This window comes from Pandoraea pnomenusa, assembly GCF_040391475.1.
In the GTDB taxonomy this organism is placed as follows: Bacteria; Pseudomonadota; Gammaproteobacteria; order Burkholderiales; family Burkholderiaceae; genus Pandoraea; species Pandoraea pnomenusa_C.
Map to the genome: position 1 here is coordinate 25,042 of NZ_JBEBXS010000017.1, position 18,398 is coordinate 43,439.

At 64.4% G+C, this 18,398-nt stretch carries 18 protein-coding genes; 10 read left to right on the top strand and 8 right to left on the bottom strand.

Translation table 11 applies throughout. The features are described 5' to 3' along the window. Positions 1–143 precede the first annotated feature (143 nt). Positions 144–545 (top strand): hypothetical protein, encoded by a 402-nt coding sequence (locus tag ABWO90_RS17625; protein WP_353192529.1) that lies wholly within the window; start codon positions 144–146, stop codon positions 543–545. Between the two features lie 87 nt (positions 546–632). Here the strand turns inward: ABWO90_RS17625 and ABWO90_RS17630 are convergent, their stop codons facing one another. Then, entirely contained in the window at positions 633–1,331 is a 699-nt protein-coding gene (locus ABWO90_RS17630) for a response regulator transcription factor (protein ID WP_353192530.1), read from the bottom strand. 250 nt (positions 1,332–1,581) lie between these two features. Here ABWO90_RS17630 and ABWO90_RS17635 point away from each other — a divergent pair, with 250 nt between their 5' ends. The 4 genes from ABWO90_RS17635 to ABWO90_RS17650 all read left to right on the top strand — a co-directional run bounded on the left by ABWO90_RS17635 (position 1,582) and on the right by ABWO90_RS17650 (position 4,899). Beyond that, on the top strand, positions 1,582–2,268 hold the full coding sequence (locus ABWO90_RS17635) for a hydrolase (protein ID WP_353192531.1): 687 nt from the start codon (positions 1,582–1,584) through the stop codon (positions 2,266–2,268). Between the two features lie 13 nt (positions 2,269–2,281). After that, the gene (locus ABWO90_RS17640) at positions 2,282–4,141 is read left to right on the top strand and encodes an amidohydrolase (protein WP_353192532.1); all 1,860 of its coding nucleotides are present in this window, start codon (positions 2,282–2,284) and stop codon (positions 4,139–4,141) included. A 66-nt stretch (positions 4,142–4,207) separates the two neighbouring features. After that, entirely contained in the window at positions 4,208–4,621 is a 414-nt protein-coding gene (locus tag ABWO90_RS17645) for a DoxX family protein (RefSeq protein WP_353192605.1), read from the top strand. Continuing rightward, positions 4,618–4,899 carry a XapX domain-containing protein gene (locus ABWO90_RS17650; RefSeq protein WP_353192533.1) on the top strand — a complete coding sequence of 94 codons (282 nt, stop codon included), beginning with the start codon at positions 4,618–4,620 and terminating at the stop codon, positions 4,897–4,899. Before ABWO90_RS17645 ends, ABWO90_RS17650 begins: the two co-directional genes overlap by 4 nt. A 68-nt stretch (positions 4,900–4,967) precedes the next feature. On the opposite strand, the gene ABWO90_RS17655 is transcribed toward ABWO90_RS17650, so the two are convergent. After that, on the bottom strand, positions 4,968–5,168 hold the full coding sequence (locus tag ABWO90_RS17655) for a hypothetical protein (protein ID WP_353192534.1): 201 nt from the start codon (positions 5,166–5,168) through the stop codon (positions 4,968–4,970). A gap of 560 nt (positions 5,169–5,728) precedes the next feature. Beyond that, positions 5,729–6,364 carry a GntR family transcriptional regulator gene (locus ABWO90_RS17660; protein ID WP_353192606.1) on the bottom strand — a complete coding sequence of 212 codons (636 nt, stop codon included), beginning with the start codon at positions 6,362–6,364 and terminating at the stop codon, positions 5,729–5,731. A 275-nt stretch (positions 6,365–6,639) separates the two neighbouring features. Between ABWO90_RS17660 and ABWO90_RS17665 the strand changes: the two genes are divergently transcribed. The 4 genes from ABWO90_RS17665 to ABWO90_RS17680 all read left to right on the top strand — a co-directional run bounded on the left by ABWO90_RS17665 (position 6,640) and on the right by ABWO90_RS17680 (position 11,142). Further along, entirely contained in the window at positions 6,640–7,401 is a 762-nt protein-coding gene (locus ABWO90_RS17665; RefSeq protein WP_353192535.1) for an alpha/beta fold hydrolase, read from the top strand. Then, positions 7,398–8,663: an iron-containing alcohol dehydrogenase gene (locus ABWO90_RS17670; RefSeq protein WP_353192536.1), complete on the top strand. Its 1,266-nt coding sequence runs from the start codon at positions 7,398–7,400 to the stop codon at positions 8,661–8,663. The genes ABWO90_RS17665 and ABWO90_RS17670 overlap by 4 nt, the downstream gene beginning before the upstream one ends. Positions 8,664–8,807: 144 nt before the next feature. Next, complete coding sequence (locus ABWO90_RS17675; protein ID WP_353192537.1) at positions 8,808–10,190, top strand: MFS transporter; 1,383 nt, start codon at positions 8,808–8,810, stop codon at positions 10,188–10,190. 142 nt (positions 10,191–10,332) lie between these two features. After that, positions 10,333–11,142 carry a fatty acid hydroxylase family protein gene (locus ABWO90_RS17680; RefSeq protein ID WP_353192538.1) on the top strand — a complete coding sequence of 270 codons (810 nt, stop codon included), beginning with the start codon at positions 10,333–10,335 and terminating at the stop codon, positions 11,140–11,142. A gap of 17 nt (positions 11,143–11,159) precedes the next feature. On the opposite strand, the gene ABWO90_RS17685 is transcribed toward ABWO90_RS17680, so the two are convergent. Next, entirely contained in the window at positions 11,160–12,077 is a 918-nt protein-coding gene (locus tag ABWO90_RS17685) for a LysR family transcriptional regulator (RefSeq protein ID WP_353192539.1), read from the bottom strand. 159 nt (positions 12,078–12,236) lie between these two features. Here ABWO90_RS17685 and ABWO90_RS17690 point away from each other — a divergent pair, with 159 nt between their 5' ends. Then, positions 12,237–13,001, top strand: a complete 765-nt coding sequence (locus ABWO90_RS17690) for an SDR family NAD(P)-dependent oxidoreductase (RefSeq protein ID WP_353192540.1) — start codon at positions 12,237–12,239, stop codon at positions 12,999–13,001. Between the two features lie 103 nt (positions 13,002–13,104). Here the strand turns inward: ABWO90_RS17690 and ABWO90_RS17695 are convergent, their stop codons facing one another. The 4 genes from ABWO90_RS17695 to ABWO90_RS17710 all read right to left on the bottom strand — a co-directional run bounded on the left by ABWO90_RS17695 (position 13,105) and on the right by ABWO90_RS17710 (position 18,398). Next, entirely contained in the window at positions 13,105–14,457 is a 1,353-nt protein-coding gene (locus ABWO90_RS17695; RefSeq protein WP_353192541.1) for a four-carbon acid sugar kinase family protein, read from the bottom strand. Between the two features lie 13 nt (positions 14,458–14,470). After that, entirely contained in the window at positions 14,471–15,760 is a 1,290-nt protein-coding gene (locus ABWO90_RS17700; RefSeq protein ID WP_353192542.1) for a ribulose-bisphosphate carboxylase large subunit family protein, read from the bottom strand. Continuing rightward, on the bottom strand, positions 15,757–16,311 hold the full coding sequence (locus tag ABWO90_RS17705; protein WP_353192543.1) for a VOC family protein: 555 nt from the start codon (positions 16,309–16,311) through the stop codon (positions 15,757–15,759). The genes ABWO90_RS17700 and ABWO90_RS17705 overlap by 4 nt, the downstream gene beginning before the upstream one ends. A 164-nt stretch (positions 16,312–16,475) precedes the next feature. Continuing rightward, on the bottom strand, positions 16,476–18,398 hold the full coding sequence (locus tag ABWO90_RS17710; protein ID WP_353192544.1) for a TRAP transporter large permease: 1,923 nt from the start codon (positions 18,396–18,398) through the stop codon (positions 16,476–16,478).

The window sequence follows — 18,398 nt, forward strand, 5'->3', positions numbered from 1 at the left end:
GACTAACGTTTGTCACGAGAAATTCATCTTTCTCGAAAAACGCATGGACTGACGTATGCTTGTTCGCTCGGAGTCCTGATCGACTCACACGACTTTTGACGGGGAGACATGCCGTGAAGACACACAGCCCATGGGGGTTCCGCATGCTTGAAAGCGTGCGCCGCAGCGCACGGGCCGCGGGGGTGGCGTTATGCCTTGGCGCGCTCTCGCAGGCCGCGATGGCCGCCGACGACGCCCCTCGCGCGAGCGACGCGAAGGCGGGTGCAACGCGCACCGGGTGCGTGGACGTGGAAGTGAACGGTCAGCGCTCGCCGTCGTACGACTGCCTGACGAATCAGTTGCAGCCCGCCTCGGCGCCAGGCGCGCAGCGCGGCCCGGGTCTGGAATCGGAAGAGATCGCGAACAAGCCGAGCAATCAGATTGGCGGCCAGTTCAACTGGAGCGGGACGTCCCAGCGCATGGGAAATACGTTCGGCAGCTCGGCGACGCCGCAGCGCCCCGATACGCCACCGCCGTCGGCGCCGGTCGTTCGGCCGGGCCGATGAGTCCGCAGCGGGATCGGCAGTGCCGTCATGTGACGAATGCGTGACAACGGCTCGCATTCGGCGCGTCGATCGCGCCGCGCAGACGCTTCAGGCGATCTCGCGGCGGTGACGCCCAATGCCGCCGTGATACAGCGCGGGCGAGGTCATGCCGAGTTTGTGGGCGAGGATGACGAGATCAGCAAAGGAGCGCGCTTCCATCTTGCGCATGGCATTGCCCCGATGGATCTTGACGGTGACTTCGCTGATGCCGAGTTCGTCGGCGATGTGTTTGTTCATCCGCCCGGCCGCCACCAGCGCCATGACCTCCCGCTCGCGCTGCGATAGTCGTTGGGCTCGCTCGATGACACTTGTGCTGGCTCTCGCGCGCGCCAGACGCTGACGATCCTGCGCCAGCGCCGCCCCCACCGCGCCGAGGAGTCCGTCGCCGGAATAGGGTTCGATCAGGAAATCGACCGCCCCCGCCTTCATGCCTCGCACGCTGGTCGCCGCATCGGCATGCGCCGCGATGAACACGACTGGCATTGCCGCCGGCCCGGGTGCGAGTGCCTCCTGCAATGCGAAGCCGCCTCCGGGGGTGTCGAGATCGACCGCCAGCACGAGACAAGCGGGGCCGCTCGGTCGCCCCTGCGCCAAAAACGATGACGCACTCAAAAACCCCAGCGCCTCAAAGCCCGCTTGCGTCAGTTGGGCGCAAAGCGTGCCGTTGCGCGCAGCGTCGCTGTCGAGGACATAGACGGTCGTGGTATCGCTGTCCGGAAGCCCGTTCATGCAAGTCGGCGGTGTCATGGATCAATCCCGCCGAGTATACGTCAGGTGTGTGTCACCCGTGCGCGCGAAAAAGCACGAACGTGCGCGCTATTTCGAAGGACGGCAGACGGCGGAACCCCGCCGGGATTGCCTTTCCGGGGGCTAATACGAAGAGACGATGGAAGCTGTCACGCCAGAAGCATAGGCTCTTGGGTGGCCGTACGCGGTGCCCCGCCGGGCCTGCCGCGACTTTGGCGAGCCTCGCCCGTCTTCCCCTCTGGAGCCTTCCATGTCGAATCCCAAGCTCGAAGTCCTCACCCCGCAGAACTGCCAGTTGATCTTCATCGACCATCAACCGCAGATGGCGTTCGGCGTTCAGTCGATGGATCGTCAGGCGCTCAAGAACAATACCGTCGGTCTGGCCAAGGCCGCGCGCATCTTCAATATCCCGACGACGATCACGACGGTCGAAACCGAATCGTTCTCGGGCTTCACGTATCCCGAACTGCTCGACGTCTTCCCCAACCAGAAGCTGCTCGAGCGCACCTCGATGAACTCGTGGGACGACCAGAAGGTGCGCGACGCGCTCGCCGCCAACGGCCGCAAGAAGGTCGTCGTCTCCGGTCTGTGGACGGAAGTCTGCAACAACACCTTCGCACTGTGCGCCATGCTCGAAGGCGACTACGAGATCTATATGGTGGCCGACGCGTCGGGCGGCACGTCGAAGGAAGCCCACGACTACGCCATGCAGCGCATGATTCAGGCCGGTGTCGTGCCCGTGACGTGGCAGCAGGTGCTGCTCGAATGGCAACGCGACTGGGCGCACCGCGACACCTACGACGCCGTGATGAAACTCGTAAAGGAACACTCCGGCGCGTACGGCATGGGCGTCGACTATGCGTATACGATGGTGCACAAGGCGCCGCAACGCACCGAAACGACGCACGAAGCTATCCCGGCAGTTCCCGCTCGCTGACAGGAGGTTCGTCATGACCGCCCCCACGCCCGATCTCATTCTGGTCAACGGCAAGTTCACCACGCTCGACCGCGCCAACCCGCAGGCCGACGCCGTGGCACTCACCGGCGGCACGTTCTCTGCCGTCGGCACGCGCGACGAGGTGATGCGTCTGGCCGGCCCCGGCACGCAGGTCATCGATCTGCAGGCGCGCCGCGTCATTCCCGGACTGATCGACAGTCACATGCACATCATCCGGGGCGGCCTGAACTACAACATGGAACTGCGTTGGGACGGCGTTCGCTCGCTGGCCGACGCCATGCGCATGTTGAAGGATCAGGTCGATCGCACGCCCGCGCCGCAATGGGTTCGTGTGGTGGGCGGTTTTACCGAACATCAGTTCGTCGAGAAGCGATTGCCGACGATCGACGAACTGAACGCTGTCGCTCCCGACACACCGGTGTTCATCCTCCACCTGTATGACCGCGCGATTCTCAATGGCGCGGCCTTGCGCACGGTGGGCTACACGAAGGACACGCCCAACCCGCCGGGCGGCGAGATCGTGCGCGACGCGTCAGGCAATCCGACAGGACTGCTGCTCGCCAAGCCGAACGCGACGATTCTGTACGCCACGCTCGCCAAGGGCCCGAAGTTGCCGCCGGAATACCAGAAGAACTCCACGCGCCACTTCATGCGCGAAGTGAACCGCCTCGGCGTGACCGGCGTAATCGACGCGGGCGGCGGTTTCCAGAACTACCCCGAGGATTACCAGATCATCGAGGATTTGCACCGAGAAGGCGAGTTGACGGTGCGTCTGGCTTACAACCTGTTCACGCAGAAGCCCAAGGCCGAACTGGCCGACTTCAGCAGTTGGGTCAAGCAGGTGAGCCCCGGTCAGGGCGACGATCTCTACCGTCACAACGGTGCGGGCGAGATGCTTGTCTACACGGCGGCCGACTTCGAGGACTTCCGCGTCGAGCGTCCCGAGATGCCGCCTTCGATGGAAGGCGACCTCGAACCGGTCGTGCGACTGCTTGCCGAGAATCGCTGGCCGTGGCGTCTGCACGCGACCTATGACGAAACCATCTCGCGCGCGCTCAACGTCTACGAGAAGGTCGCGAAGGACATCCCGTTCGACGGCTTGCACTGGTTCTTCGATCACGCCGAGACGATCAGCGATCGCAACATCGACCGCATTGCTGCGCTGGGCGGTGGTATCGCCGTGCAGCATCGCATGGCGTATCAGGGCGAATACTTCGTGGAGCGCTATGGCGCGCGCGCGGCCGAGGCCACGCCGCCGATCCGTCGCATGATCGAGCGCGGCGTGAAGGTCGGCGCGGGCACGGACGCGACGCGTGTCGCCTCGTACAACCCGTGGGTCTCGCTCTACTGGCTGGTCACGGGCAAGACCGTGGGTGGGCTGCGCATGTACGCGCCGAACAATCTGCTCGATCGGGTCGATGCCCTGCGTCTGTGGACCGAGGCCAATACGTGGTTCTCGTCCGAAGTCGGCAAGAAGGGGCAGATCAAGGTCGGGCAACTGGCCGATCTCGCCGTGCTCTCGGCGGACTACTTCAGCGTGCCGGAAGACGAGATTCAGGACATCACGTCGGTGCTGACGGTGCTCGGCGGTAAAGTCGTCTATGGCGACGGGGACTTCGGGCGTCTTGCCCCGGCACTGCCGCCCGCCATGCCGGACTGGTCGCCTGCGCGCCACAGCGTGGGCTATCACCCGCGCGGACCGCAGGTGCTGAACGTGAGCGTGAGTTGCGGGTGTGCCACGTCGTGTGGCGTGCACGGACATGCGCATGCGAAGGCGTGGTCGTCCAGCGTACCGGCGTCGGACGAAAGCGGTTTCTGGGGGGCGCTCGGATGCTCGTGCTGGGCGTTCTGATCACGGTACCGTCAAGCGAGGTGTGACATGGCCACTATCGTCCCGTCGTCCGATCCTTCGTCCCCGATGGCTCGCGGCGCCATCACTTTGCCGGGCTGGGCTTACTGGCTCGCGCTGTTGCTGTTGTGTAGCGCCTATCTGCAAGGCGGGATCGACAAGGCGATGGATTTTCCCGGCGCCATCGCCGAGATGCAGCACTTCGGTCTGTCGCCCGCCGCGCCGATGGCCGTGGCGGTGATCGTGCTCGAGATCGGCGCATCGCTGATGATCCTGACGGGCCGATGGCGTTGGCTGGGGGCGCTGGCGCTGGCGGCATTCACGCTGGCCGCCACGTTCCTCGCCAATCGCTTCTGGTCGGCGCCGCCCGACGCGCGCGTCATGCTCGCGAACGGCTTTTTCGAACATCTCGGTCTCGTCGGCGGCTTCATTGCCGTGGCGTGGTACGACCTCAAGACCCGCGCCGCGCGGAGTCACTCATGAAGCTATATCTCGTCTCGCTCGCTGTGGGCATTCTCGTGGGCATCATTTATGGTGGCCTTGGGGTGCGCTCGCCGGCGCCGCCGGCCGTCGCCCTGATCGGACTGCTCGGCATGCTGATCGGCGAACAGGTCGTGCCGCCGGTCAAGCGTCTGCTCGCCGGGGAACCCGTGAATCTGGTGTGGTTCCATCGCGAGTGCGTGCCGAAGATCACCGGACTGCCCGCGCCGGTCGCCAAGGCCACCAAGGACGCCGACAAGACCGAGGCGCCCAACGCTTGAACGGCGATACCGGGATTGCGACGGCATCGCCCTCTCGCGATGCCGTGTCACCGCGCAACGGCAATCTCTCACGCGCCGATCTGATAGCGGCGAATCAGTGCTTCCACGCGCGCCTTGTCGACATCCGGAATACGCTTGAGACCGACGTACTTCCAGAACTCTTCGGCGGCCGCCCTACCCTCGATGCCGTCCGCCAACAGGCAAGCGAGTGCATCGGCGCGATGCTTCGGTGGCAGGAGGTCGAGGGACAGCATCAGTGCGTCCATCACACGCTGTTTTCGACTGCTTTTGAAGTAGCACGTCGTTATGCCGCCGAGGAACTTCGTCCACGCGGGTGACGCCGGCCCGGCAGTTGCAGCGTCCGCCCAGTGACACAGGATGGCCGGGGTCCGGGTCAACGCATCGCGGAACCACGCGAAGTCTGCGGTCGGACTACGCCTCGATGACTTCGGCATCGACTCGAATTGCCAGGTGATCCATCTCGGCACGTTGGCTGGCGCGGCCCGCTCGGAACGTCGCAATGCCGTGGCGGCGTCCAGGGAGTGAGACGCGTCCGCAGGGCGCAGCCCGACCGACCGCAGATTCGTGAGGAAGCGCTCCCGAGACGACGCCGAATGTGGGGCCAACGCGTGGATGTCCGGTGCTGCCGAACCCGGCGCCGTGACACTGATTGAATACATCTTCGACCTCCATCGGTGATTGGAGATCGCATCGTGACAGCGCCTCACCGCAGCACTTCAAAAGACGGGCGGCGCGCTGTCGGTTTTGGAATCGCGGCCGGGCGCGAGCAGGCCTCGGAACGCGAAGCGCTCCATCCGCTCGCAACGACCTAGAATCGATCGCCCAACACGGTCGCCCGTGTGAATTCCTCGATGTTGTCGAGCAAGGCGTCCAGCGCTTCGCCTGCCCCCTTCACATCGGCTGCCGCGATAGCGTCGGCAACCGCCGCGTGCAGACGTGCCATCGTCGGCAAGTCGGCCGCTTCCTTGTAGTGGTAGTACCAGAATCGACGGGACAGGCCGTGCATCAGACGCATCGAGCCTTCAGCGAATTCGTTGCGGGCAGCGACGAGACACAACTCGTTGAACTCACGGTCGGCGCGCACGAACTCCACGTCCTTGTCGCTGCGTGCCGAACTCTTGAACTCCTTCGCCAGACGCGTGAAATGCGCGCGTTGCTCGGCCGTGGCCTTCTTCGCGGCGCTTCTGGCAATCAGGCGCTCGACTTCGCGTCGCGTCTCCAGCAGGCGTAACTGCTTGCTCACGTCCATCGGCGGCACGAGCAAACCCCGCTGCGGCAACACCACGATCAAATGCTCGCGGGCGAGCCGCTGAACCGCCTCCCGAATGGGCGTGCGGCCGAACCCCGTCATCTCGCTCAACTGCAACTCCGACATCGTCGAACCCGGGGCCAGTTGCAGCGTCACGATCTTCTCTTCGATCCACTCGTAGGCCATATCGACCATCCGGCCCCGGGGGATCGTCTCTACCGGAATTTCGTGTGCGACAGCTTCCGTCTTTCCCGTGCGTTGGGTCGCTTTCTTCGTCGCCATTGGGTCAATGTTCAGAGCAAATGTTAATTGTATATCACCTGTTTCTGACGCTTTCGACGGGGTGCGGCGATTTATCACCCCCTCGACCACGCCCGCATCCCCGGGATTTCCCGGGGCTCTCATCGCTTGTGACGATCATCTGATGTGCTATTATAAACCAACTAATATATTACTCAGACGGGATTGCAATGAACCTCCGGCGAGTGGGAAATCCCGACGGCTTTCCCGTAGTGGCACTGCACGGCATTCAGGGGACGAACGACTCGTGGCTCCCGCTGGCGACAACGTTGGGCGAGACGTTCCACTTCATCCTGCCCAACATGCCGGGACGCGGCGACGCAGGCGAACCGGTCTCGCCGCAAGCTTGCAGCGCCGGCGAGTTCGCACGCATTGCCAGTGAAGTGATCACGCAGGAAGTCGGCGATCGTCCCTACGCGCTGGCCGGCTGGAGCATGGGCGTCTCGGTCATCCTGGAACTCATGGCACATCTGGCCAACGGTACGGCGTGCCACCGTGCGCCGGCGGCACTCGTCCTCCTGTCGGGCACGGCACAACTGACCGAGGTCGACTGGTTCACGTCCACCGACGACACAGCGTTGCTTGCCGAGATCGAAGCGCGCGAGGTGCGTCTGGGTCTGAAGCATGCCGCGCGCCCCAGCGTCGTGGCCTGGACGTGGCGCGCGCTCAAGCCCGTTTCGCATCTGCCGAATCTGTCGCTCGTGCGTGCCCCCACGCTCATTGTTCACGGCAGCGACGACGAGGATTGCCCGGTGGCTCACGCCCAGCGCATGCGCGAGGATATTCGTGGCGCGTCGCTGCATGTGATTCCCGGCGCCCGCCACTCGATCCTCACACAGAACACTCGGGAAGTCGCAGCGCTCATGCGCGACTTCCTGACGCGGTCCGGCACGCTCGCCGAGTCGCGCGTCACCCAACAGGAGAACGCATGAGGATCGACGATTGTCTTCACTTTTGCTCGCCGTCCCGGCTCATCATCGAGCTGGGATACCGGCATAAAATGCCCGCGCTTTTGCAGCACCTCGGCTATCGGCACGGGCTGCTGGTCACCGACCGGTTCTTTACCGGGGCGACACCGTGGGTGAAGGAATACGTGGCCGCGTGCGAACAGGCGGGCGTGCATGTGCACGTCTACGACGGCGGCCAACCCGATCCGACCACCGAGTTGTGCGATCGCGCGACCGCCGAGTTGCGCGCCACGTTCAACGGACGCTTGCCCGACCATATCGTGTCGCTCGGCGGCGGCAGCAACATCGATCTGGCCAAGGCGCTGTGCGTGACGTTGCCCGAGGGTCGTTCGATTCGCGACTTCGCCGCCGGCGTGACAAGTGATGCGCCCGTCATCGACCACATTGCCGTGCCCACCACCGCGGGCACGGGCTCGGAGTTGACGCCCGGCACCATCCTGTTCGATCCGGCTTCCGGCATCAAGACGGCGGTGATGGACAACCGCCTGCGTCCGGTCGTTGCCGCCATCGACCCCGAGCTTACCTTCACCTGCCCGCCCAAGGTCACGGCGGAGTCAGGCATCGACGCCCTCACGCACGCCATCGAATCGTTCCTCACGCTCGACTCGCAATATTTCGACCGCGGCGGCAGCGTCGATCCCGGGTACAGCGGCCGCAGCAGCCTGACGATGCTGTTCGCCCGCGAGTCCATCCGGCTCGCCGCCAAGTATCTGCTGCGCTGTTATGAGAACGGCAATGACATCGAAGCCCGCGTCGGCATGTGCTACGCGAGCGTCTATGCCGCCATGTCGTATGGCAGCGCCGGACTGAACGCGGTGCACGGCATCGCCTATGGCGTCGCCGCCCTGACGCACCAGTCGCACGGCGCCACGAACGCCGTTGTCCTGCCCTACGTCATCGACGCGCTGCAAACGTCGCGCCACAACGAACTGGTGGAAGTCGCCCGCATCTTCGGGATCGACGATCCGGATGAAGCGGGCGCGGTGCGCACACTGCCGTATCGGTTGCGCGAACTGGTCGGCAAGCTCGGCATTCCCACCGATCTCAACGCGTTCGGCATCGACCGGACATCCCTGAAAGATCTGCTCACCGATTCGCTGGGTGTGACTCGGTTGGCCAAAGCATTCCCGGTCGGGAATATCGAAGCTTGCTACGCGCAAATCATCGACAACGCGTGGCATGGAGGGCTTCGGGACGAGAAGACGGAGAGACGGTCGGTCGCCTGATCGACGCGATTCCCTTCGCGTCGGCCGAGCGCCGCCCCCGCAAAGACACAACTCACGACAAGGCCGGACATACCGGCCGCTTTGCGCCTCGATGTCTAATATGTTAGCTGACCATTAGCAGCATGCATTGGAGGAGACACAAGCATGGATATGTCCGCAGCCGCGTCGCGGCTAGGTGTTGGTGTTGTCGCGCGTCTAGAGCGACTACCGATGACGAATTACCAACGAACGCTTTTCTCGATCATCGCCACGGCCTGGTTTTTCGATTCCATGGATCTCGGGTTGATGACGTTCGTGCTCGGGTCGATCAAGGCGGAGTTCGGTCTGTCGGCATCGCAGGCCGGGCTATTGGCCAGTTCCAGTTTTCTGGGGATGTTCGTGGGTGCCGCCACGGCGGGTCTGCTGGCGGACAAGTTCGGTCGCAAGCCGATCTTTCAGATCAGCATGATCTTCTGGGGCGTGGGCAGTCTGATGTGCGGCTTCGCGCACAACGTCGAATCGCTGATGATCTACCGCGTGCTGCTCGGATTCGGCATGGGGATGGAGTTTCCGATCGGTCTGTCGATGGTGTCGGAGATCGTCCCTGCCAGGAGTCGCGGCCGGTATGTGGCCATTCTGGAAGGGTTCTGGCCAATCGGCTTCATTGCGGCGGGTGCGTTCTCGTACTTCATGCTGCCGGTGATCGGCTGGCGCGGCATCTTCATCGCGCTGGCAATTCCGGCCGTGTTCGTGTTCGTCATCCGCCGCATGGTGCCCGAATCGCCGCGCTGGCTGGAGGACAGCGGCCGCATGAAAGACGCAGCGGACGTCATGAATCACATCGAGGCGAAAGTCGAAAGGTCGTACGGACGCCAGTTGCCGCCGCCAACGCTGACCTCGGGCGCGCCGCGTCTTCAGGCCGACCGCAAGGCGCTGTTCTCGGAGATCTGGAGCGGCATCTATGCAAAGCGCACGATCATGCTCTGGACCACCTGGTTCTTCGCGCTGCTCGGCTACTACGGGCTGACGACGTGGCTGGGCGCGTTGCTCCAGCAGGCCGGATACGAGATCACCAAGTCCGTGCTCTACACCGTCTACATCTCGCTGGCCGGCATTCCGGGATTCATCTTCTCGGCGTGGCTACTGGAGAAATGGGGACGCAAACCGACGTGCGCGCTGATGCTGCTGGGCAGTGCCGTTGCCGCCTATCTGTACGGCCAGGCCGCCGGGGCCAAGGCGCCCATCGAGCAGCTGATCGCCGCCGGGCTGGCGATGCAGTTCTTCCTCTTCGGCATGTGGTCGGTGCTGTACGCTTACACGCCGGAGTTGTATCCGACCCGCACCCGCGCCACGGGCTCGGGCTTCGCGTCGTCGATCGGACGCGTGGGCTCGCTCGCCGGCCCGTTCGCCATCGGCGTGCTGCTCCCCACGTGGGGACAGGCCGGTGTATTCACGATGGGCGCCCTCTCCTTCGTGATCGCGGCATTGGCGGTATTGCTGCTCGGCGTGGAGACGAAAGGCCGCTCGCTGGAGGACGTGTCTCACTGACCCTTGCCCCTTGACCCTTGCCCCTTGACCCTTTAACCATTTTTTGAGGATTCGCGCGCCTGGATCCGGCGGGGCTCGTCCCCGCCGCACAGAGAGTTGCGTATTTCCCCATTTCCTTTGTAGCCGTCGCAGGAGACAACTCATGATTACAGAGCGCCAACTGAAGTTCAGGGAGCAGTACAAATCCGATATCAGCCCGATGTACAACGGTCTGTTGCACATCATCGTGATGTACATCGTGGCCATTGGCGCGGTGACGTATGCCGTCAGCCGGTTGCAACACCCGACGTGGGAGTGGCTCCTGATCGTTCCGGTATTTCTGGCGGGCAATTTCTGCGAATGGTTCATGCACCGGTTCGTGATGCATCGCCGGGTGGATGTGTGGGGACTTCGCGAGATCTATAACCGTCACACGCGCCAGCATCACCAATACTTCACCGACCAGTTGTCGACGATCGATACGACGCGCGAATTTCGCATCGTGTTCTTCCCGTGGCGCGTGCTGATCACGCTGGGCGTCGGCGGCGGTGTGCTCGGTTACGTCACGTCGCTGGTGCTGAACACGAACGCGGGCTGGATGGTATTCCTGACCATGGTCGGCCAGTACGTGATCTACGAAACGTTTCACTATTGCTGCCACTGTCACGAGAACTGGTTCGTGCGCAACATGCCGTTCATCAACACCATTCGTCGGCATCACACGGCCCATCACAACATGGGCATCATGATGAAATACAACATGAACCTGACGTTCCCGATTGCCGACTGGTACATGGGCAGCAGCGATCTGCGCCGCGGGCTGATCGGCCACCTGTTCAACGGCTACAGCGAGAAGCACGTGAAGAGCGAACTCAAGCCGATCATCGCCAAATTCAAGGACGACCACTCGCGTGTCACGTTGGACGGCCCGATTCTCACGGACGACGAGCGCAAGGCGATGACGGCGATCTGAAGGTCACGACACCGGCATCACTTCGGCCAACGCCAGGTGGGTTCGCTCAGGTGCTCGGCAAAGAAGTCCGACAGCGCGCTCACCTTCGCCGGCCTCGCTCTCGCCGACGGCGTGACGAAGTACAAGCCGCCCGTCGTCAGCGACCAGTCGGTAAGGATCGCCTCCAGGCGCCCGTCGCTCAGATATTCGCCCGCGATGAACTCCGGCAACTCGGAGATCGCCATGCCGTCGAGCAGCATCGGTAGCAGCGCGTCCGAGTTGGTGACGCGCAGTGGACCGGTCGGCATCACCGAAGCTTCCTCACCGGCATCATTGGTGAAGCGCCATACGTCGCTGCGCGCACGATAGGCGTAGGACAGGCAGGGCCGGTCCGCCAACTCATTCGGATGCGAGGGCCGTCCCTCGCGCGCCAGATAGTCGGGCGATGCCACCACGTATTGCGTGACGGCGCACAGCCGCCGCGCCACCAGTGACGAATCGGGCAGCGCGGCGATACGCAACGCCGCATCGAATCCGTCGGCGACCAGATCGACGGTCGAATCGGCCAGATGCAGATCGATCCGGACATCCGGATAGCGACGGAAGAATTCCGGCATCAGCGGCGCAACCCAACGCAGGCCGAACGACATCGGCACGGCGAGTCGCACGAGTCCGCGCGGCTGCACCGACAACTCGCGGGCCGCACCCTCTGCCGCCTCGGCCTGCCGATAGATCTCGCCAGCCTTCTCGCACAACGTCCTGCCGAACTCGGTCAGCGACAGCTGGCGCGAGGTGCGATTGAGCAGCCGCGCCCCCAGACGATCCTCCAGACGCGCCACGCCTCGCGACACCGTCGCGACCGACACCCCCATCTCGCGCGCCGCCGCCGCGAACGACCCCTCCTCCGCGACCTTGGCAAACATCGCCAGTCCTTCGAAATCAGGCAGCTTCGACATCGTGATCCATCATTTCAAATTTGCAACGTTGATTTGCGATTCATTCTATTTCGAAAACATCGGCGCGTCGATATTCTCCTTACATCGCAGCAAACAACCCGCCGCGAACGCCGAATCCCGGCGCCACCGAACGACGCAAACGAACAAAGGAGCAACACCATGGCACGCAAACTCGACAACAAGATCGCACTCGTTACCGGCGCCACGAGCGGCATCGGTCTCGCAACCGCACAACGCTTCGCCGCAGAAGGCGCTCACGTCTATCTGACGGGTCGCCGTCAGGCGGAACTCGATGCGGCCGTGGCGTCGATTCGCGACGCCGGCGGCAAGGCAACCGGCTTGCGCGTCGATTCGACGAAGCTGGACGAACTCGATTCCCTGTATGCAACGATCGGTGAAGCACACGGTCATCTCGACGTGCTGTTCGCCAACGCCGGTGGCGGCTCGATGCTCCCGCTCGGCGAAATTACCGAAGCGCATTTCGACGAGACGTTCGATCGCAATGTGAAGGCCGTGCTTTTCACGGTGCAGAAGGCCCTGCCGATTCTGGCCGAGGGCGCGTCGGTGATCCTCACCGGCTCGACGGCCGGCAGCTCGGGCACGGCGGCGTTCAGTGTGTACTCGGCCTCCAAGGCGGCGGTGCGTGCGTTCGCACGCAGCTGGATTCTCGACCTGAAGCCGCGCCGCATCCGCGTCAACACGATCAGCCCAGGCGCGACCCGCACGCCGGGCCTGCTCGACCTGGCCGGCGACGACGCCGCGCAGCGTCAGGGGCTGGCCGATTACCTCGCGGCGCAGATTCCGCTGGCGCGTCTGGGCGAGCCGTCGGAAATCGCCAGCGCGGCACTCTTCCTCGCGTCTGACGACGCCAGCTTCGTGAACGGCGCCGAGCTGTTCGTCGACGGCGGTCAACAGCAGATCTGAGGGGAAAATGCGCCGAGGTCGTTTGCACCCATCATGTGGCGCAAACGACCGACTCGGGAGGGCGCGTCGCGATCGGACCGCGTCATGCGACGCGCGGCCCGGTTCAGGCCCCGTGCGCCAATCGTTCGAAGAGATCTTCTCCGCCCATCTGACCGCCTTTGAGCAGAATCTCCATGCCGTCGAACGCCGGCACATCGCTCTTCAGACGGCACAGCGGCGCGCCCGGTGCGAGCGTCCCGACGTGTTCCAGCCCCCACGCATCGAGCGCGCGCATGCCATGGCTGGACGTGTCGCCTCCGGCGATGGCCAGACGCGACACCGGCGCTTCACGCAGCACCTGCGCAAGCAGCTGTCCGCCCGCTTGAGCCAGACGTAGCGCATTGACCGTAGCGCCGCCCGTTGCGGTTCCCTGCAACGGTACGGTGCAAGCCAGTGTGTGGCGTCCGGCCTTAAGGTGACGTACCAGTTCCGCGGCCGCCGACGCGCAGTATTGCCCGTCCTCCTCGATCACTCTCGCGGCGTCCAGACGCACCATCTCAAACGACTTCGCAGCGGCGACCTGGCTCGCAGTCACGGGCGAAAGACTCCCCGCCAACGTGAGCACCGGCCCGGTTGCCGCCCGGACCCCCGCCGACGCCACGGTCGTTCGTTGCCGCATGGCGCCCGCAATCGCCTGCGTCACGCTGCTCGGGCCGACCGTCAGTAGCGGCGCACGCCTGGCTGCCGCCCAAAGCTGTTCCCCGATTTCGGGCAAGTCGTTTTGTCGCGATACATCCCACAGCACATGCTTCACGCCCGCAGCGCGCAACGCTTGCAAACGCTCGGACGACACGTTCATTGACGGCGACGAAGATCCGCCACCGTCGACGTAACTCGTCCACGGAATCAGACCGATGTCTTCCAGCCCCTGCTGCGCGAGATGCTGTCGCAGATCCGCTTCGTGCATCGGTGTGACCGGATGTTGGCGCATCGTCGGGTGACGGTCGATCCGGAACACTTCGCCGCCAGCGCCCGCCGCAGCAAAAAGATTGCCGAACAGGCAGAAGCGGCCCAGGTTCGGCTGACCGCCAATAATCGCCACCCAGGGGCTGGGCATCGCCGGAGATAGCAGACGCACGGCTTCGCCGATGCTGCCGACCCCGGGTGCGCTGTCGAACGTCGAACAGGTCTTGTAGTGCAGCACGCGCGGCTGCAGGCGTCGCGCGAGGTCGGCAATCGGCGCGAGTTCGTCGCGCATCTGCATCGGCGCCAGCGAGCGCGCGATACCGGCGATGCCGAGGCAATCGATCTCACCGAGCGCTGCCAGACGTGTCTCGGTCGGCGGCGCGAGCAGCAACATGCTGCGCAACCCCGCTTGCGCGGCGGTCGCGAGCGTGTCCGTTGCGCCGGTGAAGTCGTCGCCGTAGTACAGCAGATGCGGACGATGCCGCACGGTCGCTTGCGATTCGATGACCATGTCGTCGCACCGTTCAGCGGCCGAAGAAGCTTAGCGCCGACGCGAGCGCGGGCGAGTGCTTCGCGGCATCCTCCAGCGTTACGCCCTCGCGAACGGCCTGCCAGGCTTCGCGCAGGCTCCGCACGCCGGCAGCCGGACCGTCGGGGTGCGCCAGAATGCCGCCGCCCGCCATGAACAGCAGGTCGTCGCGCCCCACGGCACGCCAGGTCGCCGGGACAGTGCCCGCCCACTGACCGGACGAAAACGCGGGCATGACGATGTCTTCGACCTTGGCAACGCTACGCTGCGCGCCAGCGTCGGCAACCAACGGCCGATAGCAGTCGTGCGCCGATTCGATGACCTCTTCGTCCGCCTGCGCAAACTTGCCCTGCAGACCGTGCACATGCATGTGATCGACGCCGGCGAGTCGCCAGAGCGTCTGATAGGCCTGAAAGCCGATACCGAGCAGCGGCGCACGCGACATCGCGCCGTAGCCATTGCGATGCGCGTGGATCGCGAGATCGGTGTGACGGCGCAACGTCTGCACGGCAGAGAAGCCGCACCAGTTCAGGCTCACCATCACGCAATTGCCCCCTTCTCGCGCCACGAGATCCGCGTGGTGGCGCATGGCATCCGTCTCGTCGGTGATGTTGAATGCCACCATGACCTGCTTGCCCGTGCGCTCGCGATGCTCGCGTACCGCAGCCATCACCGCCGGCACGCGCTTCGCCAGCGGCGCATGGACCGGGTTGGCACAGACCTCGTCGTCCTTGATGAAATCGACGCCCGCCGCACACAAACGTGCCACCAGCGCTGCCGTATCGTCAGCGCTCATGCCGACGTTCGGCTTGAGAATCGTGCCGACCAGCGCGCCGGTCGACACGCCCGTTGCCGCGCGTGTGCCCGCAATGCCGTAGCGCGGGAAATCGAACTGATCGCGATACGCGGCCGGCAGCGAGATGCGCTCCAGTCGCATGCCCGTGACTTCACCGAGATCGTAGAGATTGCCCGCGAGCGTGGCCGCCAGCGTCGGCAGGTTTGCGCCAATGTTCTCCGTCGGAAACGCAATGCGTACGCGCGCCCGATGCCACGCGCCGTGAACGCCCTTTCGCTCGAGATAGGCGTTGGGAAGCGAGGCCGTCGCGACATCTTCCACCGGCTCGACGGCTTCGACGACAGCTCGCGCACGCTCGCGCAGCGCATCGGTCTCGCCCGCCACGCGCGTGAAGGTGCCGCAGGACTGCTCGCCCGCCATCACTTCGGCAACCGCGCGCGGATCGAGCGGTGTCTCGATCAGATAAGTGGCGCTGAGCATCGTACTCATAGCGTCGTGAGGTCCGGAAAGGCGCGCACAGGGTCACGGCCGTCCCAATCGGCTGCCGCTTCGCGAATCATGCGAAAGAGCGTGCCTTTCGGGCCCGCCACTTCCGACAACTCGATGGTCGTTCCCGGATGGCAACCCGGGTCTGAGGCGCGGTCTTCGAAATAGACGAAGCGTCCGTTCTCGCCCACTTCGCCGCTCATGCAGACCTTGAAGCCCGCCGCCTGCGCGCGCGCCAGGTCTTCGTCAAAGTTGTCTGTCCAGTACGCCACGTGCTGCGCGCCGGTGCGTCCGGCGTTGAGGAAGTCGCGGTACATCGACGGGATGTCGTTGCGAATTTGCAGCAACTCGATCTGGAGGCCACCGGCATTGGCGAGCGCGACCGAATTGTGCGGCTCGAACGACTCGCCGCGATAGGTGTAGTTGCGAATCGGCACTTTGGGGTTGTAGTACCAGGGGCCGACGCCCAACACGTCGGACCAATAGGTCATTGCCGCCTCGATATCGGGCACGAGGTATGCCACCTGACGAATCTCGCCGAAAAATCTGCTCATGGGTCGTCCCTTGTTCTTTGCTGTGACGTTCGTGACGTGTGCGTCGCCGTGCGAGCGAGGTCCGTCCTCGCTCACCGGGTTGGCGATGGTGATGAATACGGTTGTGTGGCGTGCCGCCGGATACGCTGCGTTTTGCCTGTGGTTTGCCTGTGGTTCGCTGGCGCTCAGCGCAGGAAGCCGATCGAAATCCACGGGATTGCCGCGACGCAGATCAGCCCGATGACGAGCGCAACCAGGTAGCCCCAGATCGCCCGCATGCCCTTTGCCGGATCGACCTTGCCGATGGCGCATGCCGCGTAGTACCCCACACCGAACGGCGGCGCGAACAGGCCCAAGCCCATCGACAACACGACCACCATGGCGTAATGCACCTCATGCACGCCGACAGCGCGCGCAATCGGGAACATCAGCGGACCGAACAGCACAATGGCCGGAATGCCCTCGAGCACGCTGCCCAGCACAATGAACGCGACCACCGAGACGGCGATAAAGCCCGCAGCACCGCCCGGCATGCGCTCCATGGCCGATGCGAGATCCTGCGCGAAGCCCGATTGCGTCAATCCCCACGCCATGCCCGTTGCCGCACCGATGATGAAGATGATCGCGCCGGAGAGCGCCGCCGTTTCGATCAGCATAGGCAACAGACGTCGTGCGTCGAACTGCCGGTAGATGAACAGTCCCGCCAGCACCGAATAAGCGATGCCGATGGTCGACACTTCGGTGGCCGTCGCCACGCCCTCGACCACTGCAGCGCGAATCACGAACGGCAGCGCCACGGCGGGCAGCGCGTAGACGAAGGCGCGCATGACCGCGCCCTTCTTCGCCTTCTCGACACCGGAGAGGTCTTCACGGCGATACCGCCACCAGACGACACAGCACAGCGCAACCCCCAGCACGAGGCCCGGCAGTAAACCGCCCGTGAACAGCGCCGAGATCGACACGCCCGTGACCGAGCCGATGGTAATCAGCACGATCGACGGTGGAATGGTTTCGGTCTGCGCGCCCGTGGTGGACAGCAGGGCGACGAGATCACCGGGATCTGCGCCGCGCTTCTTCATCTCCGGGAACAGCACGGGCGCAATGGCAGCCATGTCCGCAGCCTTCGATCCGGAAATCCCCGAGACCAGATACATGCCGCCGATCAGCACGTAGCTCAGGCCCCCGCGCACATGACCGAGCATGCTCGCGAGGAACTGCACCATCGCGCGCGCCATGCCGGTCATCTCGATCAGCAGCCCAAGGAAGACGAAGAGCGGCACGGCCAGCAGAATCAGATGCGACATGCCCTCATCCATGCGACCGACGAGCACGACCATTGGCGTTGACGTCGTGAGCGCGAGGAACCCGAACGTCGCCAAGGCGAACGAAAACGCTATCGGCACACCGACAAACACGCACGCGCCGACAACGCCCGCAAAGAAGATCACCAGATTCCAGCGACCGATCGGCTCGAGCGACGGCCCGAGCAGCCAGAAGCCCACGCAGACGAGCGCGACCACCGCCATCGCCTGCATCGTGCGCCACGCCGGTGCGGCACGTAACAGTCGCAGCACACTCACGAGCAACATGAGCGCCATGCCCACGGGCAATGCGGCCGCGCGCCACGCGTTGCTGATCTCCATGGCGGGCGTGACGACGAACGCTTCTTCCGATGCGTATTCGTACGCCGGATGCACGATCAGCAGCAGGAACGCCATTGCTGCGGCAACCGCCAGCACGTCGAGAAACGCACGCGTGCCCGGCGACGCCTTGCCCACAAAGGCGGTCATGCGCATGTGTTCGCCGCGACGCAGCGCCACCACCGCGCCGAGCATCGACATCCAGAGGAAGAGGATGCCGGCGAGTTCGTCACCCCAGACGAGCGGCGCGTGAAACACGTAGCGCGCGATGACCCCGGCGAGCATGACGACGATATCCGCCAGCACAAGCAGTGCCGCAGGAATTTCCGTCAGCCAGCCGATGGCGCGATCGAGGCCGACCACGAACGCACGCCAGCCATGCACGGGCGCATCGGTACCGCCGGACGCCAGCGGATCACCGACATGCAGACCGGGGCCGGCCGACGGCTGCGCGGGACGCGGCGTCAT

What these genes read in the sequence shown, in the direction of transcription:
- ABWO90_RS17710 (WP_353192544.1), bottom strand. Translation starts at nt 18,398, where the DNA reads ATGACGCCGCGTCCCGCGCAGCCGTCGGCCGGCCCCGGTCTGCATGTC.
- ABWO90_RS17630 (WP_353192530.1), bottom strand. Translation starts at nt 1,331, where the DNA reads ATGACACCGCCGACTTGCATGAACGGGCTTCCGGACAGCGATACCACG.
- ABWO90_RS17625 (WP_353192529.1), top strand. Translation starts at nt 144, where the DNA reads ATGCTTGAAAGCGTGCGCCGCAGCGCACGGGCCGCGGGGGTGGCGTTA.
- ABWO90_RS17685 (WP_353192539.1), bottom strand. Translation starts at nt 12,077, where the DNA reads ATGTCGAAGCTGCCTGATTTCGAAGGACTGGCGATGTTTGCCAAGGTC.
- ABWO90_RS17635 (WP_353192531.1), top strand. Translation starts at nt 1,582, where the DNA reads ATGTCGAATCCCAAGCTCGAAGTCCTCACCCCGCAGAACTGCCAGTTG.
- ABWO90_RS17660 (WP_353192606.1), bottom strand. Translation starts at nt 6,364, where the DNA reads ATGGTCGATATGGCCTACGAGTGGATCGAAGAGAAGATCGTGACGCTG.
- ABWO90_RS17670 (WP_353192536.1), top strand. Translation starts at nt 7,398, where the DNA reads ATGAGGATCGACGATTGTCTTCACTTTTGCTCGCCGTCCCGGCTCATC.
- ABWO90_RS17650 (WP_353192533.1), top strand. Translation starts at nt 4,618, where the DNA reads ATGAAGCTATATCTCGTCTCGCTCGCTGTGGGCATTCTCGTGGGCATC.
- ABWO90_RS17680 (WP_353192538.1), top strand. Translation starts at nt 10,333, where the DNA reads ATGATTACAGAGCGCCAACTGAAGTTCAGGGAGCAGTACAAATCCGAT.
- ABWO90_RS17700 (WP_353192542.1), bottom strand. Translation starts at nt 15,760, where the DNA reads ATGAGTACGATGCTCAGCGCCACTTATCTGATCGAGACACCGCTCGAT.
- ABWO90_RS17640 (WP_353192532.1), top strand. Translation starts at nt 2,282, where the DNA reads ATGACCGCCCCCACGCCCGATCTCATTCTGGTCAACGGCAAGTTCACC.
- ABWO90_RS17665 (WP_353192535.1), top strand. Translation starts at nt 6,640, where the DNA reads ATGAACCTCCGGCGAGTGGGAAATCCCGACGGCTTTCCCGTAGTGGCA.
- ABWO90_RS17705 (WP_353192543.1), bottom strand. Translation starts at nt 16,311, where the DNA reads ATGAGCAGATTTTTCGGCGAGATTCGTCAGGTGGCATACCTCGTGCCC.
- ABWO90_RS17675 (WP_353192537.1), top strand. Translation starts at nt 8,808, where the DNA reads ATGGATATGTCCGCAGCCGCGTCGCGGCTAGGTGTTGGTGTTGTCGCG.
- ABWO90_RS17690 (WP_353192540.1), top strand. Translation starts at nt 12,237, where the DNA reads ATGGCACGCAAACTCGACAACAAGATCGCACTCGTTACCGGCGCCACG.
- ABWO90_RS17645 (WP_353192605.1), top strand. Translation starts at nt 4,208, where the DNA reads ATGGCTCGCGGCGCCATCACTTTGCCGGGCTGGGCTTACTGGCTCGCG.
- ABWO90_RS17695 (WP_353192541.1), bottom strand. Translation starts at nt 14,457, where the DNA reads ATGGTCATCGAATCGCAAGCGACCGTGCGGCATCGTCCGCATCTGCTG.